This window comes from Gemmatimonadaceae bacterium, assembly GCA_020851035.1.
Taxonomy (GTDB): Bacteria; Gemmatimonadota; Gemmatimonadetes; order Gemmatimonadales; family Gemmatimonadaceae; genus JACMLX01.
The window spans coordinates 163,543-178,398 of sequence record JADZDM010000023.1 but is presented as its reverse complement, the minus strand read 5'-3'; the positions used below and the strand labels follow the sequence as shown (position 1 = coordinate 178,398).

11 protein-coding genes are annotated in these 14,856 nt (G+C 71.3%); 5 read left to right on the top strand and 6 right to left on the bottom strand.

Annotated features, from left to right (window positions below; all coding sequences use genetic code 11):
• Positions 1–12: 12 nt before the first annotated feature.
• On the top strand, positions 13–2,208 hold the full coding sequence (locus IT355_16235; protein ID MCC7054821.1) for a S9 family peptidase: 2,196 nt from the start codon (positions 13–15) through the stop codon (positions 2,206–2,208).
• A gap of 93 nt (positions 2,209–2,301) precedes the next feature.
• The gene (locus IT355_16230; GenBank protein MCC7054820.1) at positions 2,302–3,009 is read left to right on the top strand and encodes a hypothetical protein; all 708 of its coding nucleotides are present in this window, start codon (positions 2,302–2,304) and stop codon (positions 3,007–3,009) included.
• Here the strand turns inward: IT355_16230 and pdeM are convergent.
• Entirely contained in the window at positions 2,979–3,674 is a 696-nt protein-coding gene (pdeM, locus tag IT355_16225) for a ligase-associated DNA damage response endonuclease PdeM (protein ID MCC7054819.1), read from the bottom strand. The two genes, IT355_16230 and pdeM, sit on opposite strands and share 31 nt — an antisense overlap.
• 200 nt (positions 3,675–3,874) lie before the next feature.
• Here pdeM and IT355_16220 point away from each other — a divergent pair, with 200 nt between their 5' ends.
• Positions 3,875–6,814, top strand: coding sequence for a protein kinase (locus tag IT355_16220; GenBank protein ID MCC7054818.1), 2,940 nt, complete (start codon positions 3,875–3,877; stop codon positions 6,812–6,814).
• A gap of 17 nt (positions 6,815–6,831) precedes the next feature.
• Here IT355_16220 and IT355_16215 read toward each other — a convergent pair whose 3' ends face one another.
• Genes IT355_16215 through IT355_16205 form a run of 3 tightly spaced genes read right to left on the bottom strand, consistent with a single transcriptional unit; the run spans position 6,832 to position 12,004 of the window.
• Positions 6,832–9,315, bottom strand: a complete 2,484-nt coding sequence (locus IT355_16215; GenBank protein ID MCC7054817.1) for a ligase-associated DNA damage response DEXH box helicase — start codon at positions 9,313–9,315, stop codon at positions 6,832–6,834.
• A gap of 11 nt (positions 9,316–9,326) precedes the next feature.
• Positions 9,327–10,949 (bottom strand): ATP-dependent DNA ligase, encoded by a 1,623-nt coding sequence (locus IT355_16210; protein MCC7054816.1) that lies wholly within the window; start codon positions 10,947–10,949, stop codon positions 9,327–9,329.
• Complete coding sequence (locus IT355_16205) at positions 10,946–12,004, bottom strand: ligase-associated DNA damage response exonuclease (GenBank protein MCC7054815.1); 1,059 nt, start codon at positions 12,002–12,004, stop codon at positions 10,946–10,948. Before IT355_16205 ends, IT355_16210 begins: the two co-directional genes overlap by 4 nt.
• Before the next feature lie 327 nt (positions 12,005–12,331).
• On the opposite strand from IT355_16205, the gene IT355_16200 reads away from it, so the two are divergent.
• Positions 12,332–12,838 (top strand): hypothetical protein, encoded by a 507-nt coding sequence (locus IT355_16200; protein MCC7054814.1) that lies wholly within the window; start codon positions 12,332–12,334, stop codon positions 12,836–12,838.
• A 136-nt stretch (positions 12,839–12,974) separates the two neighbouring features.
• Positions 12,975–13,265: a 4a-hydroxytetrahydrobiopterin dehydratase gene (locus IT355_16195; GenBank protein ID MCC7054813.1), complete on the top strand. Its 291-nt coding sequence runs from the start codon at positions 12,975–12,977 to the stop codon at positions 13,263–13,265.
• Positions 13,266–13,286: 21 nt separating this feature from the next.
• Here IT355_16195 and IT355_16190 read toward each other — a convergent pair whose 3' ends face one another.
• The gene (locus tag IT355_16190) at positions 13,287–14,087 is read right to left on the bottom strand and encodes a DUF4097 family beta strand repeat protein (protein ID MCC7054812.1); all 801 of its coding nucleotides are present in this window, start codon (positions 14,085–14,087) and stop codon (positions 13,287–13,289) included.
• A gap of 55 nt (positions 14,088–14,142) precedes the next feature.
• Complete coding sequence (locus tag IT355_16185; protein MCC7054811.1) at positions 14,143–14,835, bottom strand: HAD-IA family hydrolase; 693 nt, start codon at positions 14,833–14,835, stop codon at positions 14,143–14,145.
• Between the last annotated feature and the right edge of the window lie 21 nt (positions 14,836–14,856).

The window sequence follows — 14,856 nt, the reverse complement described above, 5'->3', positions numbered from 1 at the left end:
TCCGTCGAGCCCATGTCACTCGCCCTTCATTCCACCGGCCACCGGCTCCTGCTGGCGGGCCTCGTCGGCGCCGGCGCGCTGCAGGCACAGGCCCCGGCACAGCCGCGCGCCATGACCCTGCGCGACTGGTACCGCGTCACCACCGTCAGCCAGCCCGCCGTCTCCCCCGACGGCGGCCGCGTCGCCTTCACCGTCATGACCGTGCGGGAGGCCGAGAACAAGCGACACCAGGAGGTCTGGGTCGCCGCGCTCGACGGGAGTGCGCCGCAGCGCTGGACGTCACCGGGGTACGAAAGCAGCGCGCCGCGCTGGTCGCCCGATGGCAAGTCGCTCCTGTTCACCTCCACCCGTCCCGGCGGCAAGGGCACCACGTGGGTCCTGCGCACCGACGTGCCCGGCGGCGAGGCGATGCAGCTGCCCACCATGCCGTCGCAGGGCAGCACCCCCGCCAGCGGACAGTTCGCGGTCTGGTCGGACGCCGCACCGGCCGACACCACGTCACCGGGACGTGATCCGTACGCGCGCATGGGCGCACTCGCCCGGCCGCCGTTCGACGCCATCACGCTGCCCGCCGACCCCGCGCGCTTCGACGGCCGCCACTTCGTGGACTTCCCGTTCAAGTCGAACGATCGCAACTGGATCCCCGGACGCCGCACCGCACGCACCTATCGGCCGACGCAGCTCTGGAAGCAGGCCTACGGCGACACGACGAAGGTGCAGCTCACGCGCGACGCGTACTCGCACCGCTCGCCGGTGGTGTCACCCGACGGCCAGTGGGTCGCCTTCATCGCCGATGCCCGACTGCGTTCCGACAGCCTCGTCGAGAAGGAGCGCGACTCCCTCGGCGTGCTGCCGTACAACCGCGTGCGTGACGAGGCCGAGCGCAACGATGCCGACATCTACGTGATGCCGGTGGCCGGTGGCGCGCCGCGCAAGGTGGCCGAGTGGCTGGGCGCCGAGTCGGATCTCGAGTGGTCGAAGGATGGACGGCAGATCGCGTTCATCGGGCGGCCGGCGCGCACGAAGTCGGCGCGGATCTACGTGGTGGACGTGGCCGGTGGCACGCCGAGGAACCTGCTCGGCAGCTGGCAGTACGAGCCCGATGCGATCACCTGGCTCCCGACCGGCGCCATCCGCTTCACGGCGTCGATCGGCGGGCGGGCGGCGATCCTCGACGCCGACATGAACGGCGGCGCCCCGCGGGAGCTCGTCGGCGGCCGCCGGCGCGCCACCGGCATCTCGCTCGACGCGAATGCCCGCGTGATGGCCTACGTCTCGACCTCGATGACGAAGCCGACCGAGCTGTTCGTGTCGGATGCAAGCGGCGGCAACGAGCGGCAGGTCACGCACTTCAACGATGCGTTGAATGCGGACGTTGCATGGAGTGATGCCGAGCGGTTCACCTATCGCAGCGTCGGCAACCTCGAGATCGAGGGGTGGCTGATGAAGCCGTACGGCTACGAGCCGGGCAGGAAGTACCCGGTCGTGCTGTACATCCATGGCGGTCCGCACTCGCAGTACAACGAAGGCTGGTTCGACGAGTTCCAGAACCTGGCCGCGCAGGGGATGTTCGTGCTCTTCACGAACCCGCGCGGGTCCAGCGGCTACGGTGCCGACTTCACCTACGTCACGCGCGGACGGTGGGGGCTCGAGGACTACGACGACCTGATGAAGGCCACCGACATCATAGCGCGCCGTGCGGACATCGACAGCACGAAGATGGGGGCCACCGGCGGCAGCTACGGCGGCTTCATGACCACCTGGCTGGCCACGAAGACCACCCGCTTCGCCGCCATCGAGACCGACCGCACGATCACCGACTGGACCTACTGGTACGGCGCCAGCGACGTGCAGGGGCTCACCGAGTTCGAGTTCTACGGCAAGCCGTGGGACAACCAGGCGCTCTACGACCGCCTGTCGCCGATCCGCTACGTGAAGAACGTGAAGACCCCGATGCTGATCGTGCAGAGCGAGGAAGACTTCCGCACGGCGATGGGCAGCGCCGAGATGTGGTACACGTCGCTGAAGAAGCTCGGGGTGCCGGCGGAGCTGGTGCGCTACCCGCGCAGCACGCACGAGCTGTCCCGCGCCGGTGAGCCCTGGCTGCTGGTGGACCGCCTCGGCCGGCTGCGGCAGTGGTTCGGCTACTGGCTGCAGGGCACGAAGGCCACGGCACCGGCGGCGACGGCGGCTGGCGGAGGCCGCTGACGCCTCCGTTAGGTTTCCATGGACGGGTGAGGCCGGGGATCCGCGACACGTCCGGGTTCCCGGCCTTCCTGCACCCCACACCCCGCCCCCTGCATGAACGACATCGGTGAGGGACTGACGTTCTACGTCGTGTTCCTCCTCTCCACCACGCTGCACGAGGCGGCCCACGCGTGGGCCGCGAAGCTCGGGGGCGACCTGACGGCCTATCACGGCGGCCAGGTGTCACTCGACCCGTGGCCCCACATCCGGCGCGAGCCGTTCGGCATGGTGGTCCTGCCACTGCTGACCGCGCTCACGATGGGCTTCCCGATCGGCTTCGCGAGTGCGCCATACGATCCGGCGTGGGCGCAGCGCTACCCGAAGCGCTCGGCGTGGATGGCGCTGGCGGGTCCCGGGGCGAACCTGCTGCTGGTGCTGCTCTCCGGCCTGGCGATCAGGGCCGGAGACTACACCGGGCTGTTCTACGCGCCGACCCGCGCACCCTTCGGCCACATCGTCGGCACCGAGGGCGGGCCGGTGTGGACGGCGATCGCGTTCTTCCTCGGCACCATGTTCTCCATGAACCTGCTCCTGGCCGCGTTCAACCTGCTGCCGTTCCCGCCGATGGATGGCAGCGCGGCGATCCCGCTGCTGGTGGGCGAGGCGAAGGGGCGGGTGTGGCAGAACCTGATCTGGCGCACGCCGGCGCTGAACTTCGTGGGCTACTTCCTGGCGTGGCAGGTGTTCGGGTACATCTTCCAGCCGCTCTTCTATGGCTCGCTGGCGGTGCTCTATCCCGGCGTGACGTACGGCGGCGGCTGAGCCGCGTCGCCGGCGACGGCCAGCGGCAGCACGCTGTCGTCGGCGATCACGAAGGTGCGCGCGAAGTCGCGCTGGTCGATCACGCCGCCCCCGGTGAACTCGCCGAACGCCGGCAGCAGCCCGCCCCGCGCCCCGAATGCGAAGCAGGGCAGGGTCAGGCGCTGGCGCCCGCGGCCATGCAGCCGCACCACGGGATGCACGTGGCCGGCGAGCACGTAGCCGTCCTGGCCGTCGCCGGGATGGTGGCAGAGCGCAAATGGCCCGAACCGGAGCGGGGCATCGACGCAGGTGATGCCAAGCGCGGGCGGCGGGTCGCCGGCGTGCAGGTCGTGGTTGCCGCGCACGAGCGTGATCGCGAGCGCCGGCCGCGCCGTGCGCCACGCCTCGATGGCGCGCAGGGTGGCCGGCGTCTTGCCGGCACGCGCATGCCACAGGTCACCGAGCACGATGAGCTGTCGTGCGTCGGTGTCGTCGAGCAGCGCGGAGAGCCGATCGAGGCCGGTGCGCGTGGTGCCGTGGGGCACCGGCACACCGAGGGCGCGGAAGGTCGCCGCCTTGCCCCAGTGCACGTCGGCGACGATGAGGGTGCGGCCCTCGTGCACGAACATCGCGCGGTCGGCGAGCAGGTCCACGGTCACGCCCGCGAGGGAGATGGTCGCAGTCATCCGCACGAAACTACGCCGCACCGCCACGGCCCGGCGGCGCGCGGCGCCCGTGCCCGCACCGCGATCACGGCCTGCCCCGCGCCATCCGGGATGTCGCTGGCGCGCAGGCGCGGCCTCACGCCAACAGGCTCAACAACTGGGCCTCGCTCGGTTAACCTGTGGGCTGGACGTGCGCCCCGGATTCGTACGGAGAACGAGCCATGAGCAGTGCGATCGAGTCGGAACCGATGCTGGACGAGGCGCAGGGCGACAGCCTGCGCGAGGCCCTCGTCGCGGCCGTGGGCGACGAGTACGAGATCGTCCGCCTGATCGGTCGCGGTGGCATGGGGGCCGTGTACCTGGCCCGCGACCGGGCGCTGGAGCGCCTCGTCGCGATCAAGGTGCTGCCCCCGGGCTCGGCCACCGATGCCGGCGTGCTCGAACGATTCCGTCGCGAGGCGAAGACCGTCGCCAGCCTGCAGCACGTTGGCATCGTGCCCCTGTACGCATTCGGCGAACGCCGCGGCCTGGTGTGGTTCGTGATGGGCTACGTGCGTGGCGAGTCGCTCGGCACGCGCCTCGATCGCGAGCAGGTCCTCGACGCCGAGACCGCGCGCACGATGCTCGCGCAGGTGGCCGAGGCGCTCGATCATGCGCACCGCCAAGGCATCGTGCACCGCGACGTCAAGCCGGACAACATCCTCATCGACGACAGTACCGGTCGCGCGCTGCTCACCGACTTCGGCATCGCACGCGCCGACACCCTGCAGTCCGGCACCAGCCTCACGCAGGTCGGCGCCGTGATGGGCACGCCGCACTACATGTCTCCCGAGCAGGCGACCGCCGAGCCGTCCCTCGACGGGCGGAGTGACCTGTACTCGGTGGGCGTGGTGGGCTACCAGATGCTCAGCGGCACGCTGCCGTTCGACGGCGCGAGCTTCCGCGAGCTGCTCATGCAGCACATCTCCGTGCCGCCGAAGCCGCTGTCGGCGGTGGCCCCCTCCGTGCCGGCCGACCTGGCCGACGCGATCATGCGCTGCCTCGAGAAGGATCCGTCGAAGCGCATCGCCGACGGGCGGAGCCTGCGCGCCGCCGTCGGTGGGTCCGCGTACGACGACGACACGCTGACGTACGAACTGGCGGAGCTGCAGCAGCTCGGCGCCAAGGTGGTCGTGACCACGGCGATCTGTGCGGCACTGGCGCTCTCGGCCCTGCTCCGCGGTGGCCGGCTGTTCTCGATCCAGGCGTGGGTCTGGATGCTGCCGCCGCTTGCATTCCTGCTGAATGGCCTGCAGGTGCGCGAGGCGCGGAAGCGCGGCTACGAGTGGGGGACGATCCGGCGCGTGGTCACGCTGCCGCCGCGCTGGTGGTGGCTCTGGTGGCCGCGCAGCTGGCGCCGCGCCGGCGACGTGTACGACCGGCTGCCGGGCGCGCTCAAGGGGGCACGGACGACGACCGGCCTGCTCACGCTGCTGCTGCTGGCCGAGGCGCCGCTGATGGCGTGGGCCACCGATCCTCGCCGTCTCGCCATCCGCGACCGGATTCCCGCGGCGCACGCATTCTTCCAGGCGCCGTGGCTGGCGCGGCTCGACATGCTGGTGCCGCTGGTGGGACTGGTGGTCTTCCTGCTCGTCCTCGTGGTGGCGGCGACGCTGTCCAACCTCCTCGTGAAGCGTGCCACGCGTGGCGCCGATGCGGGCTACATGGACCGGCAGCGCCTGACCTACAAGCCGACCGACTCCGCGTTCTGGCGCGACCCGCGCATCCAGCGGATCTACCGGCAGCAGGCGGCGGACCGTCGCCCGAAGACGCCGCAGGAGTTCGTGTCGCAGATCCTCGCGGCGGCCGGCACGCTGCCGCCCGCGGCGAGCGAGAGCGGGACCGCGGCCATCACCGGCGCGCGCCGGCTGCTGGATGCGATCACGGCGCACGAACGTGAACTCGTGCTGCTCGAGAAGACCGCGCCGCGCGAGCAACTGGAACGCCTCGAGGCCGAGATCGTGCGACACGAGTCGGACGCCGGCGATCCCGAGGCGGTGCAGCTGCTGGTGGACCAGCGCGATGCCGTGCTGCGCTCGCGTGCCCGGCTGCTGGTCGTCAGCACGCGTCGCGACGAGGCGGCGGCGCGACTGGAGACGCTCTGGACCAGCGTGCGCCGGCTGGCCTCGTCCACCGACGCCGCGGCCGCGGGGGCGATTGCCGCCTCCATCAGTGAGGCCTGGCGCGACGTGGAGCGCGACTACCCGGTGCGCCGTGGCGCGTCGACCACCCAGCGCTCCACCGGCGCGCGCGTGAGCCTGGTGCTGGCCGTCGGGACGATGCTGGCGGTGCAGGCCGGCGCGCCGGCGGGCGCAGCGCCCGACGCGGCGGCCCTGGTGGCGCGTGGCCAGCCCGATTCCGCCCTCGCAATGCTCGCGGCGTCTCGCGACAGTTCCGCACCGGCGCTGGTGCTCACCGGGCAGGCGCAGCTCCAGCGCGGGAGCCAGCCGGGCGTAGCCAGTCGATACCTGGGTGCGCGTCGTGCGCGGGCGGCGTTCCTCGCGGCGCTGCGCCGCGACTCCACCGACGTGCAGGCGCTGGAGTCACTGGCCTGGATGGCGCGCCTCCTGCCCGCGTTCGCCGGAGGCAGCCGGGCGGAGACCGGGCGGCTCACGGCACGGCTGGAACGCGCGCATCCGTACCGGGGGGCGCTGATGCGCGGGCACCTGGCGCGTGCGGACGGGCGCACCGCCATCGCGGACTCGATCTTCGCGCACCTCGTGACGATGCATCCCGACAGCGCGCCGGCCTGGTTCGCGCGCTTCGACCTCGCCTCCCGGCTGCGCCGGGCCGACGTCGCGCGTGAGGCGCTGGGCCACTACCGTCGGCTCATGCCATCGGATCGCGCGGCGCTGTTCCAGCAGGGCCAGCTCGCGGCGGAACTCGGCGTGGACCTCGCCGCGGGCGAGTCGGCGCTGCGCGAGTACCTGCGCGGGCCGTTCCTGCCGGCGATGCCGCCCCGGGGGCAGTCGTGGTGGCGCCTGGGGCAGGTGCTCGAGGCCCAGGGACGGATTGCCGATGCGCGCGAGGCGTACGGCAACGCGGTGGCGATCGACCGGCGCGATGCGGAATACCGGGGCGCGCTCGAGGCGCTGGAGACATCGACCGCGCCGCGCGACTGATCGCTGCCGCTGTGCTGCTACGGCGTGCCGCGCTCCGCCTGCGCCGTCATCCGCTTCACCCGGTCACTCAGCTTCTCCGTGCTGAGTCGTGCCCGCGAGCGGTCCACGAGCAACGGGAACGCCAGCGGTGTGGGGCGGTCCACGTCCACCAGGCGCACGGTGCTCGCCTCCAGCCGCCGCAGCGTGGCCCCGATGCGGCTCGCCTCGAGCTGCCGCTCCAGCACCTCACGCTGGGCCTGCAGCAGCAGCAGGTTGTCGGGGTCGTACTTCGCGAACACGTCGTACAGCAGCCCGCTCGACGCCTGCACCTGCTTCATCGACTTCGACTGCCCCGGGAACCCCTGGAAGACCAGGCCGGCCACCCGCGCGATCTCGCGGAACTGCCGGCGCGCGAGCTCGGCGGCGTTGAGCGATTGCGTGATGTCGTGCAGCAGGTGGGCGCTGCCGAACAGCCCCGACTCCAGCGCCTCCGCGATCGGGATCGGCTCCGGGGCCAGCAGCTCGAAGCCGTAGTCGTTGCAGGCGAAGCTGAAGGTGATCGGCGCGAGCTGTGCGATGCGATAGGCACACAGCGCGGCGAGCCCCTCGTGCACGAGGCGCCCCTCGAACGGGTAGACGAAGAGGTGATGGCCCTCACGCGTGTCCACCCGCTCGATCAGCAGCTCGTCCGGGGCCGGGATGATCGAGCGCGCGGCCTGCACCTCCATGATGCCGCGCACCGCCTCCATCTCGCGGCTCGTGAAGACACCCTGGCGCGCCTCCTCCAGCGTCTGCCGCACCGCGATGGACAGCTCCGTGGACAGCGGCATCCGTGACCCCTGCCAGCTCGGCACGGCCCCGGTGGGGCTGCGCGCCTTCCGCACCCAGGCCGTGAGGTCCTTCACGCGCACGAACTCCAGCGCGCGGCCGGCGAAGATGAAGCGGTCCTTCGGCTTCAGGCGCGCGATGAAACTCTCCTCGATCGTGCCCAGCCGGCCGCCGGTCAGGAAGCGCACCGAGAGCGCCGTGTCGCTCACGATGGTCCCGATGCCCATGCGGTGGCGCTGGATGACCTTCCGATCCGTCACGAAGTAGTGCCCGTACTCGTTCACCACCCGGGCATACTCGGGATAGGCGCGGAGCGCCGCACCGCCGTGGGTGATGAAGTCCAGCACCCAGTCCAGTTCCGCGTCGGTGAGCGGCGCGTAGGCGCGCGACGTGCGCAGCTCGGCCATGATCTCCGGGCGCGTGAACCCGCCGCCGATGGCACGCGTCACCAGGTGCTGCGCCAGCAGGTCCAGCGGCCGGTCCACGGGATCGCGGCTCTCGATCTTCCCGTCACGGATCGCGTCACGCGCGGCCGCGACCTCCACCAGCTCGAAGGCGTGCGTCGGCACGCACACCACCGTGGACACCCGGCCCGGCGCATGCCCCGACCGGCCGGCACGCTGCAGCAGCCGCGCGACCCCTTTCGGGCTGCCCACCTGCATCACCACGTCCACCGGGGCGAAGTCGACGCCGAGGTCCAGCGACGACGTGGCCACCACGGCGCGGAACCGGCCGCTCTTCAAGCCGTCCTCCACCACCTGCCGCTGCCCCTTGTCCAGCGACCCGTGGTGGATCGCCACGGTCTCGAGCCACTCCGGCCGCTCGGCGACGATCGACTGGTACCAGATCTCGCACTGCGATCGCGTGTTGGTGAAGATGATCGCCGACTGCGCCGCCTCGATCCGCGCGATCACCTGCGGCAGCAGCTTCGTGTTCAGGTGCCCCGCCCACGGAAACCGGTCCATCGTCTCCGGGAGGAGCGACTCGATCGCGATCTCCTTCGGCACGATGCCGCGCACCAGCACGCCGGGATTGGGCACGCCGGTGCTGCCGTGGCGCCCCAGCAACGTCTCGCAGGCCACGCCGAGGTTGCCGAGGGTGGCCGACAGGCCCCAGGTGCGCAGCGTCGGGCAGAGTGCCCGCAGCCGCGCGAGGGCCAGCTCCACCTGCACCCCGCGCTTGGTGGCCATCAGCTCGTGCCACTCGTCCACGATCACGCACTGCAACGTCTCGAACAGCCCCTCCTGGTCGTCGCGGCAGAGAAGCAGTTCCAGCGACTCGGGCGTGGTGACCAGGGCGGTCGGCAGGCGGTCGCGCTGCGCCCGCCGCACCTTCCCGGCGGTGTCACCGGTGCGCGACTCGATGGTCCACGGCAGCTGCAACGCCTCGATCGGGGCCCGCAGGGCCGCCTCGGTGTCGGCGGCGAGCGCGCGGAGCGGCGTGATCCAGAGCACCTGCAGCGGGGCATTCGTGCTGCGCCTGCGCGGGGTGGCAGCAACGGCGTTGCGCGACATCCACTCCTGCACCGGCCCAAGCCAGGCGGCGTACGTCTTGCCGGTGCCGGTGGCGGCGTGGATCAGCCCGGACGCCCCCGCCGCGTACGCCTGCCACACCTCGCGCTGGAAGGCGAACGGAGACCAGCCGTTGGCCGCGAACCAGGAGTCGATGTCGTGTGGCGCGGCGGCGCGGGCGATGGTCGCGCCGCTCACGGTGTCTCGCGGCCAGCCTGCAGCATCGCCCGGATCGTCTCCAGCGAATCGGCATCACGCGGCTGCTTGTCGGTGCGCCAGCGGCTGATGCGCGGGAACCGCACCGCAATCCCGCTCTTGTGGCGCGCACTCTCCTGGATCCCCTCGAACGCCAGCTCGAACACCAGGCCCGGGGTGACGGTGCGCACGGGCCCGAACTTCTCGAGCGTATGCTGGCGCACGTAGCGGTCCACCGCCCGGATCTCGGCGTCGGTGAGGCCGGAGTACGCCTTCGCGAACGGCACCAGTGCATCACCGTCCCACACGGCGAAGGTGTAGTCGGTGTAGAGCCCCGCGCGCCGGCCGTGGCCGGCCTGCGCGTACACCAGCACCGCATCCACCGTGAGCGGCGTGACCTTCCACTTCCACCAGTCGCCCACCCGTCGCCCCACGCCGTACGCGGACGACTTCCGCTTCAGCATCAGCCCCTCGGCACGCATCGCGCGCGAGCCGGCGCGCGACGCGAGCACCTGCGGCCAGTCGGTCGCCATGATCACGGGTGAGAGGTGCATCGTGCCGCCGGATGGCAGGGCGTGCACCACCGCCTCGAGCGCGGAACGGCGCGCCGCCATGTCCGCCGCGCGCCGGTCCTCGCCGTCCTGCTCCAGCAGGTCGTAGGCGATCATCGCACACGGCACGTCGGCGAGCAGCTTCCTGCCGGCGACCTTGCGGTTGATGCGACGCTGCAGCTCGGAGAACGGCAGCGGCGCGCCGTCACGCCAGGCCACCAGCTCCCCGTCGATCACGGTGCCGTCGGGCAGGAACTCCGCCGTCTGCTCGACCTCGGGGAAGCGGCCGGCGAGCAGCTCCTCGCCACGACTCCAGAGGAACGTCTTCCCGCGGCGACGGACGAGCTGGGCACGGATCCCGTCCCATTTCCATTCGACCTGCCACTCCGTTGCCGCGCCGAGCGTGCCGGGTTCCGCCTCGAGCGGGTAGGCGAGGTAGAACGGGTAGGGCCGGCTCCAGTCCGCATCCTGCGTCTCGGGAAACACGAGGCGCGCGTACCACTCACCGGTCGCCTCCCACTGGCCCATCAGCCGGTGACTGATGGCATCGCCATCCACGCCGCTCACCTGCGACAGCGCGCGCACGAGCAGGCCATCGGACACGCCCATGCGGAACGCCCCGGTGATCAGCTTGTTGAACACGAAGCGCGATGCGCCACGCAGGGTGGCCCAGGTGTCGAGCAGGCTGGCGCGCTGCTGCGCCGGCTCCATCCGCGCGAGCGGCAGCAGCCGTTCCGCCACCCACCAGGCGAGCGACGGCTCGACCACGCCGCCGGCGTCGTCCCGCGCCGCCGTCTCGGGCACGAGCAGCGAGATCGTCTCGGCGAGGTCGCCGGCCTGCGCATAGCTCTCCTCGAACAGCCAGTCGGGGACATCCGCGGCCTCGGCGGCCCAGCGACGCAGGTCGCCCGACTTCACCAGCCGCTTCGGCCGCCGACCGACGAGGAACGACACCGCCAGCGCCGCGTCCGCCGGGGGCGCACCGCGGAAATACTCCACCAGGGCCGCCACCTTCCCCTGCGTGGCGGTGGTGCGGTCGATGGCATCGTACAGGTCGGCGAAGGCCTTCATCCCCCGGCCGGCTCCACCGGATCGGGCGACACGTCGGTCACCGGGGCCGCCGCATCGGCCGGCCCCTCAGCGGCGTCGTCACGCTCACCTTCGTAGCGCGTCGCGAGCACGTCGGCCGAGAGGCCGTGCTCGCGCAGCCAGCGCACCACGGGCCCGGTGAAGCCATGCGTCACCAGCACGCGCGCGGCGCCGGTCGCCGCGATCGCCGCCAGCAGTTGCGGCCAGTCCACGTGATCCGAGAGGGTGAAGCCACGGTCCACGCTGCGCCGCCGCCGCGCCCCGCGCACCAGCATCCAGCCGCTGGCGAACGCCGTCGACTGCGCGCCGAACTTGCGCGCCCACGTGCTGCCGTCGGCACTCGGCGGCGCCACCACCAGCGCGCCGGCGGACTCGCCGCGTGCGGTGGTGGCATACCGAGTGTCCGGCATCGCCACGCCAGCCTCGCGGTAGAGCTGCGTCATGCGATCCACCGCGCCGTGCACCAGGATCGGGCCGATGGACGGGTCGATGCCGGCGAGGAGCCGTTGCGCCTTGCCCAGCCCATAGCCGAACAGCAATGAGCTCCGCCCCTCGGCCGCGTTCGCACGCCACCAGGCATCGATCGCCGCGAAGACCTCGCGCGGAGCCGGCCAGCGGTAGATCGGCAGGCCGAAGGTGCTCTCGGTGATGAACGTGTGGCAGCGCACGGGCTCCCAGGCATCGCAGGTCGGATCGGGATCGACCTGGTAGTCGCCCGAGGCCACCCAGACCTCGCCCCCCCGTTCGAGCCGCACCTGTGCCGAGCCCAGGATGTGACCGGCCGGATGCAGCGAGACGCGCACCCCGTTGATCGTGCGGGTCTCGCCGAACGGGATACCCTCGACGCGATCCTGCCACTGGCCGAGGCGTTCCCGGGTCACGCCGACGCCCGGCGCGCTGACGAGATAGCTGCCGCATCCCCAGGTGAGGTGGTCGCCGTGGGCGTGCGTGACGATCGCACGCGGCACGGGCCGCCAGGGGTCGATGAAGAAGTCGCCGGCGTCACAATAGAGGCCGGATACGGTGACACGCAGCATGGAGGAAGCCTAGTGGCGTGTAGTTGAAGTTCCGGAAGCAGTCGCCGGTCGGGGCATCCCGGCTGGCGGCGTTGAGAATCCTCGCAATACCGCTGGTACGGCTCCGGTTTCTGCCGTGCCGGGCCACGGAAACCCTGGCGACTTCCGCTGTCACGCACGTGTGGGACATCACACGGGCCCATGCAGCGCATGGGAGCGCCGGCCGACGGGTGAGTGCCGGGCGCGGCTGACGGGGAACGGCCGATGGCGGCGCATGGGTCCCGGGCGCAGTTTCCGCCGTCGATGCACCGGCACGATCAACTCCCCTCACGCTTCACCATCCAGACCATGAGCATCGCAGCGTCGTTCCTTCCCGAGTTCGACATGGAGATGGCCGCCACCAGGCGCGTGCTGGCCGTCGTTCCCGCCGGGCAGGCGGAGTGGAAGCCGCACCCGAAGTCCTTCGCCCTGGCGGGGCTCGCCATGCACATCGGCAACTTCCCGCACTGGGGGCTGATGACCCTGACGCAGCCCGAACTCGACCTCGCCGGATCGGGTGGCGCCGATTCGCGGCCCGCGTTCAGCACCACCGAGGCACTGCTGGCCGCCTTCGACAGCGGCGTTGCGACCTTCCGCGCGGCGCTGGCCGGGATGACGGATGAGCAGATGCACGCGCCCTGGTCGCTCAAGACCGGCCCGGTCACGATCTTCACGATGCCGCGGATCGCGGTGCTCCGCACATCGGTGCTGAATCACATGATCCATCATCGCGGCCAGCTCACGGTCTATCTCCGGCTGCTCGACGTGCCGGTGCCGGATGTCTACGGGCCGACGGCGGACACCAAGGCGGGCTGACGGGCGGACGATCCCGCGCCGGCGGCGGTCCGCCGCGTGCCCTTGTGCGCGCGGGCTGCGGGAACGAGGATCAGGGCATGGTCATCCGGTGCGTGCCACGGGTGACTCGAGCCTTCCCCGTCCCGAGCCTCCTGCAATGTCAGCGCCCCTCCTCTCCGACATCGAACTCCAGCGTGCACTCGGCCGGCTTCCAGGCTGGAGCAAGCGCTCCGGCGTGATGTCGAAGGTGTTCTCACTGCCGAGCTTCCCGGCGGCGATCGCGTTCGTGACCCGTATCGCCGATGCCGCGGAGGCGGCGCAGCATCACCCCGACATCGACATCCGCTACACGAAGGTCACGATCGCACTCTCCACGCACGATTCCGGCGGGCTGACGCAGCAGGACGTGGACCTCGCCGGGGTGATCGAGACGCTCGGCGGGGAGTAGGCCGGCGCCCGGGCGCCCGCCTCAGGGCGTCCGCGGCCGGAGGCTGATGTCGCCGTTGGTGGTCTGCAGCCGGATCGTGGTGCCGCCCGTGCCGATGTTCGCGAGGATGGACTTCGGGGACCGCGACGTGACCGTCGCCGGGACGTCGAGGTTCAGGCCGCCGTTCACGGTGGTCATGGCGAGCGCTGCGTTGAGCCCGGCCGGCAGGTCGAGCTCCACGTCGCCATTGGTGGTCTGCACCTGCAACTCGCCGTCGACCGATTCGGCGCCGATGGCGACGTCGCCATTGGTGGTCCGGACCTTCACCGACGCACGCGAGCCGTGGACGTCGACGTCCCCGTTCACGGTGGTCACCGCGACGTCGCTCCCGACCGTGGCGACGTCGACGTCCCCATTCGTGGACTGCACCTCGACGCGCACGCCGCGTGGCACGAGGATGGTGCCGCGGGCACTGGTGCTGCCGTTGAGGAACGGGATGCGACGGTACGTGGACGAGCCGCCACCGTCATACGCCTCCGCGCCGCACTCGCCGCGGCCGCCATAGAGGACACAGGCGATGATGTCGTCGCCAACCTTCACCACGGTGACCCGCGCCTCGGGGGCGAACTGGCTCGACCGCTCGATCTCGAAGCGGATCCCGGCGCTGTCGCCCTCGGCCTGCCGCACGTCGAAATCCCCGTTCACGTTCCGGATGCGCAGCCATGCGCCTGACGCCACCGGTCCAGTCCATGCAAAGGACTCCGGTGTCGGCTTCTGCTGCACGCATCCGGCCAGTGCGGCGGCGCACACTGCCAGCACGACGCGCTTCTCCTTCTGCTGCATGACGGCTCCGGGCTCGGGTCTGTGGAAGTGTACGGCGGCACGGGGGCCGCGGTTTCTAGGCCGGAGTGCCGGTGACGGCGTCGAGCCCGGCAATGAGCGCCAGGATGTCCATCGGTGACTGCACAGTGTGTGTGGGCGCGAAGGGCTCGAGCTCGGCCGGCGGAAACGGTCCCCACGCGGCCCACACGTCCACCATCCCTGCGGCACGCGCGGCCAGCACGTCGTTCGGCGCATCGCCGATGTACAACGTGCCCGCCGCCGCCACGCCCAGCCGCTCGGCCGCCAGCAGCAGCGGATCGGGATCGGGCTTGTGCCGCGCCGTGGACTCGGCGCCGATGATCACCGCGAACGGCGTGAGGAGATCGACGTGTTCGAGCGTGATGCGCGCCATCCAGTCACCCTTGCCGGTGGCGATGCCGATGGGATGGCCTGCCGACTGCAGCGCGCCGATGAGCTCGCGGATGCCGGCGTACTCGGTGACGAAGGCGGCGAGGTTGCTGACCTGGAAGTCGCGATAGACGGCAATCAGCGCCTCGACGCGCTCGACGTCGTTGTCCTCGAAGAGCATGAACTGCGCGCGGAGTGGCGTGCCCATGCCCCGGAGCCATTCACGGTCGCCGGGAATCCGGCCACCGATCTCGGTGTACGCGGCCCGCATCGACGCGAGCAGCAGCGGGATGGTGTCGGCGAGGGTGCCATCGAGGTCGAACAGGACGGGGCGTGGTGGCTGTGCGGGGTGGCTGGTCATCGCCGGCAATATAGCCGGACC

Excerpts from the sequence above, each read along its gene's own strand:
- IT355_16235 (MCC7054821.1), top strand. The coding sequence starts at position 13 with ATGTCACTCGCCCTTCATTCCACCGGCCACCGGCTCCTGCTGGCGGGC.
- IT355_16230 (MCC7054820.1), top strand. The coding sequence starts at position 2,302 with ATGAACGACATCGGTGAGGGACTGACGTTCTACGTCGTGTTCCTCCTC.
- pdeM (MCC7054819.1), bottom strand. The coding sequence starts at position 3,674 with ATGACTGCGACCATCTCCCTCGCGGGCGTGACCGTGGACCTGCTCGCC.
- IT355_16220 (MCC7054818.1), top strand. The coding sequence starts at position 3,875 with ATGAGCAGTGCGATCGAGTCGGAACCGATGCTGGACGAGGCGCAGGGC.
- IT355_16210 (MCC7054816.1), bottom strand. The coding sequence starts at position 10,949 with ATGAAGGCCTTCGCCGACCTGTACGATGCCATCGACCGCACCACCGCC.
- IT355_16205 (MCC7054815.1), bottom strand. The coding sequence starts at position 12,004 with ATGCTGCGTGTCACCGTATCCGGCCTCTATTGTGACGCCGGCGACTTC.
- IT355_16200 (MCC7054814.1), top strand. The coding sequence starts at position 12,332 with ATGAGCATCGCAGCGTCGTTCCTTCCCGAGTTCGACATGGAGATGGCC.
- IT355_16195 (MCC7054813.1), top strand. The coding sequence starts at position 12,975 with ATGTCAGCGCCCCTCCTCTCCGACATCGAACTCCAGCGTGCACTCGGC.
- IT355_16190 (MCC7054812.1), bottom strand. The coding sequence starts at position 14,087 with ATGCAGCAGAAGGAGAAGCGCGTCGTGCTGGCAGTGTGCGCCGCCGCA.
- IT355_16185 (MCC7054811.1), bottom strand. The coding sequence starts at position 14,835 with ATGACCAGCCACCCCGCACAGCCACCACGCCCCGTCCTGTTCGACCTC.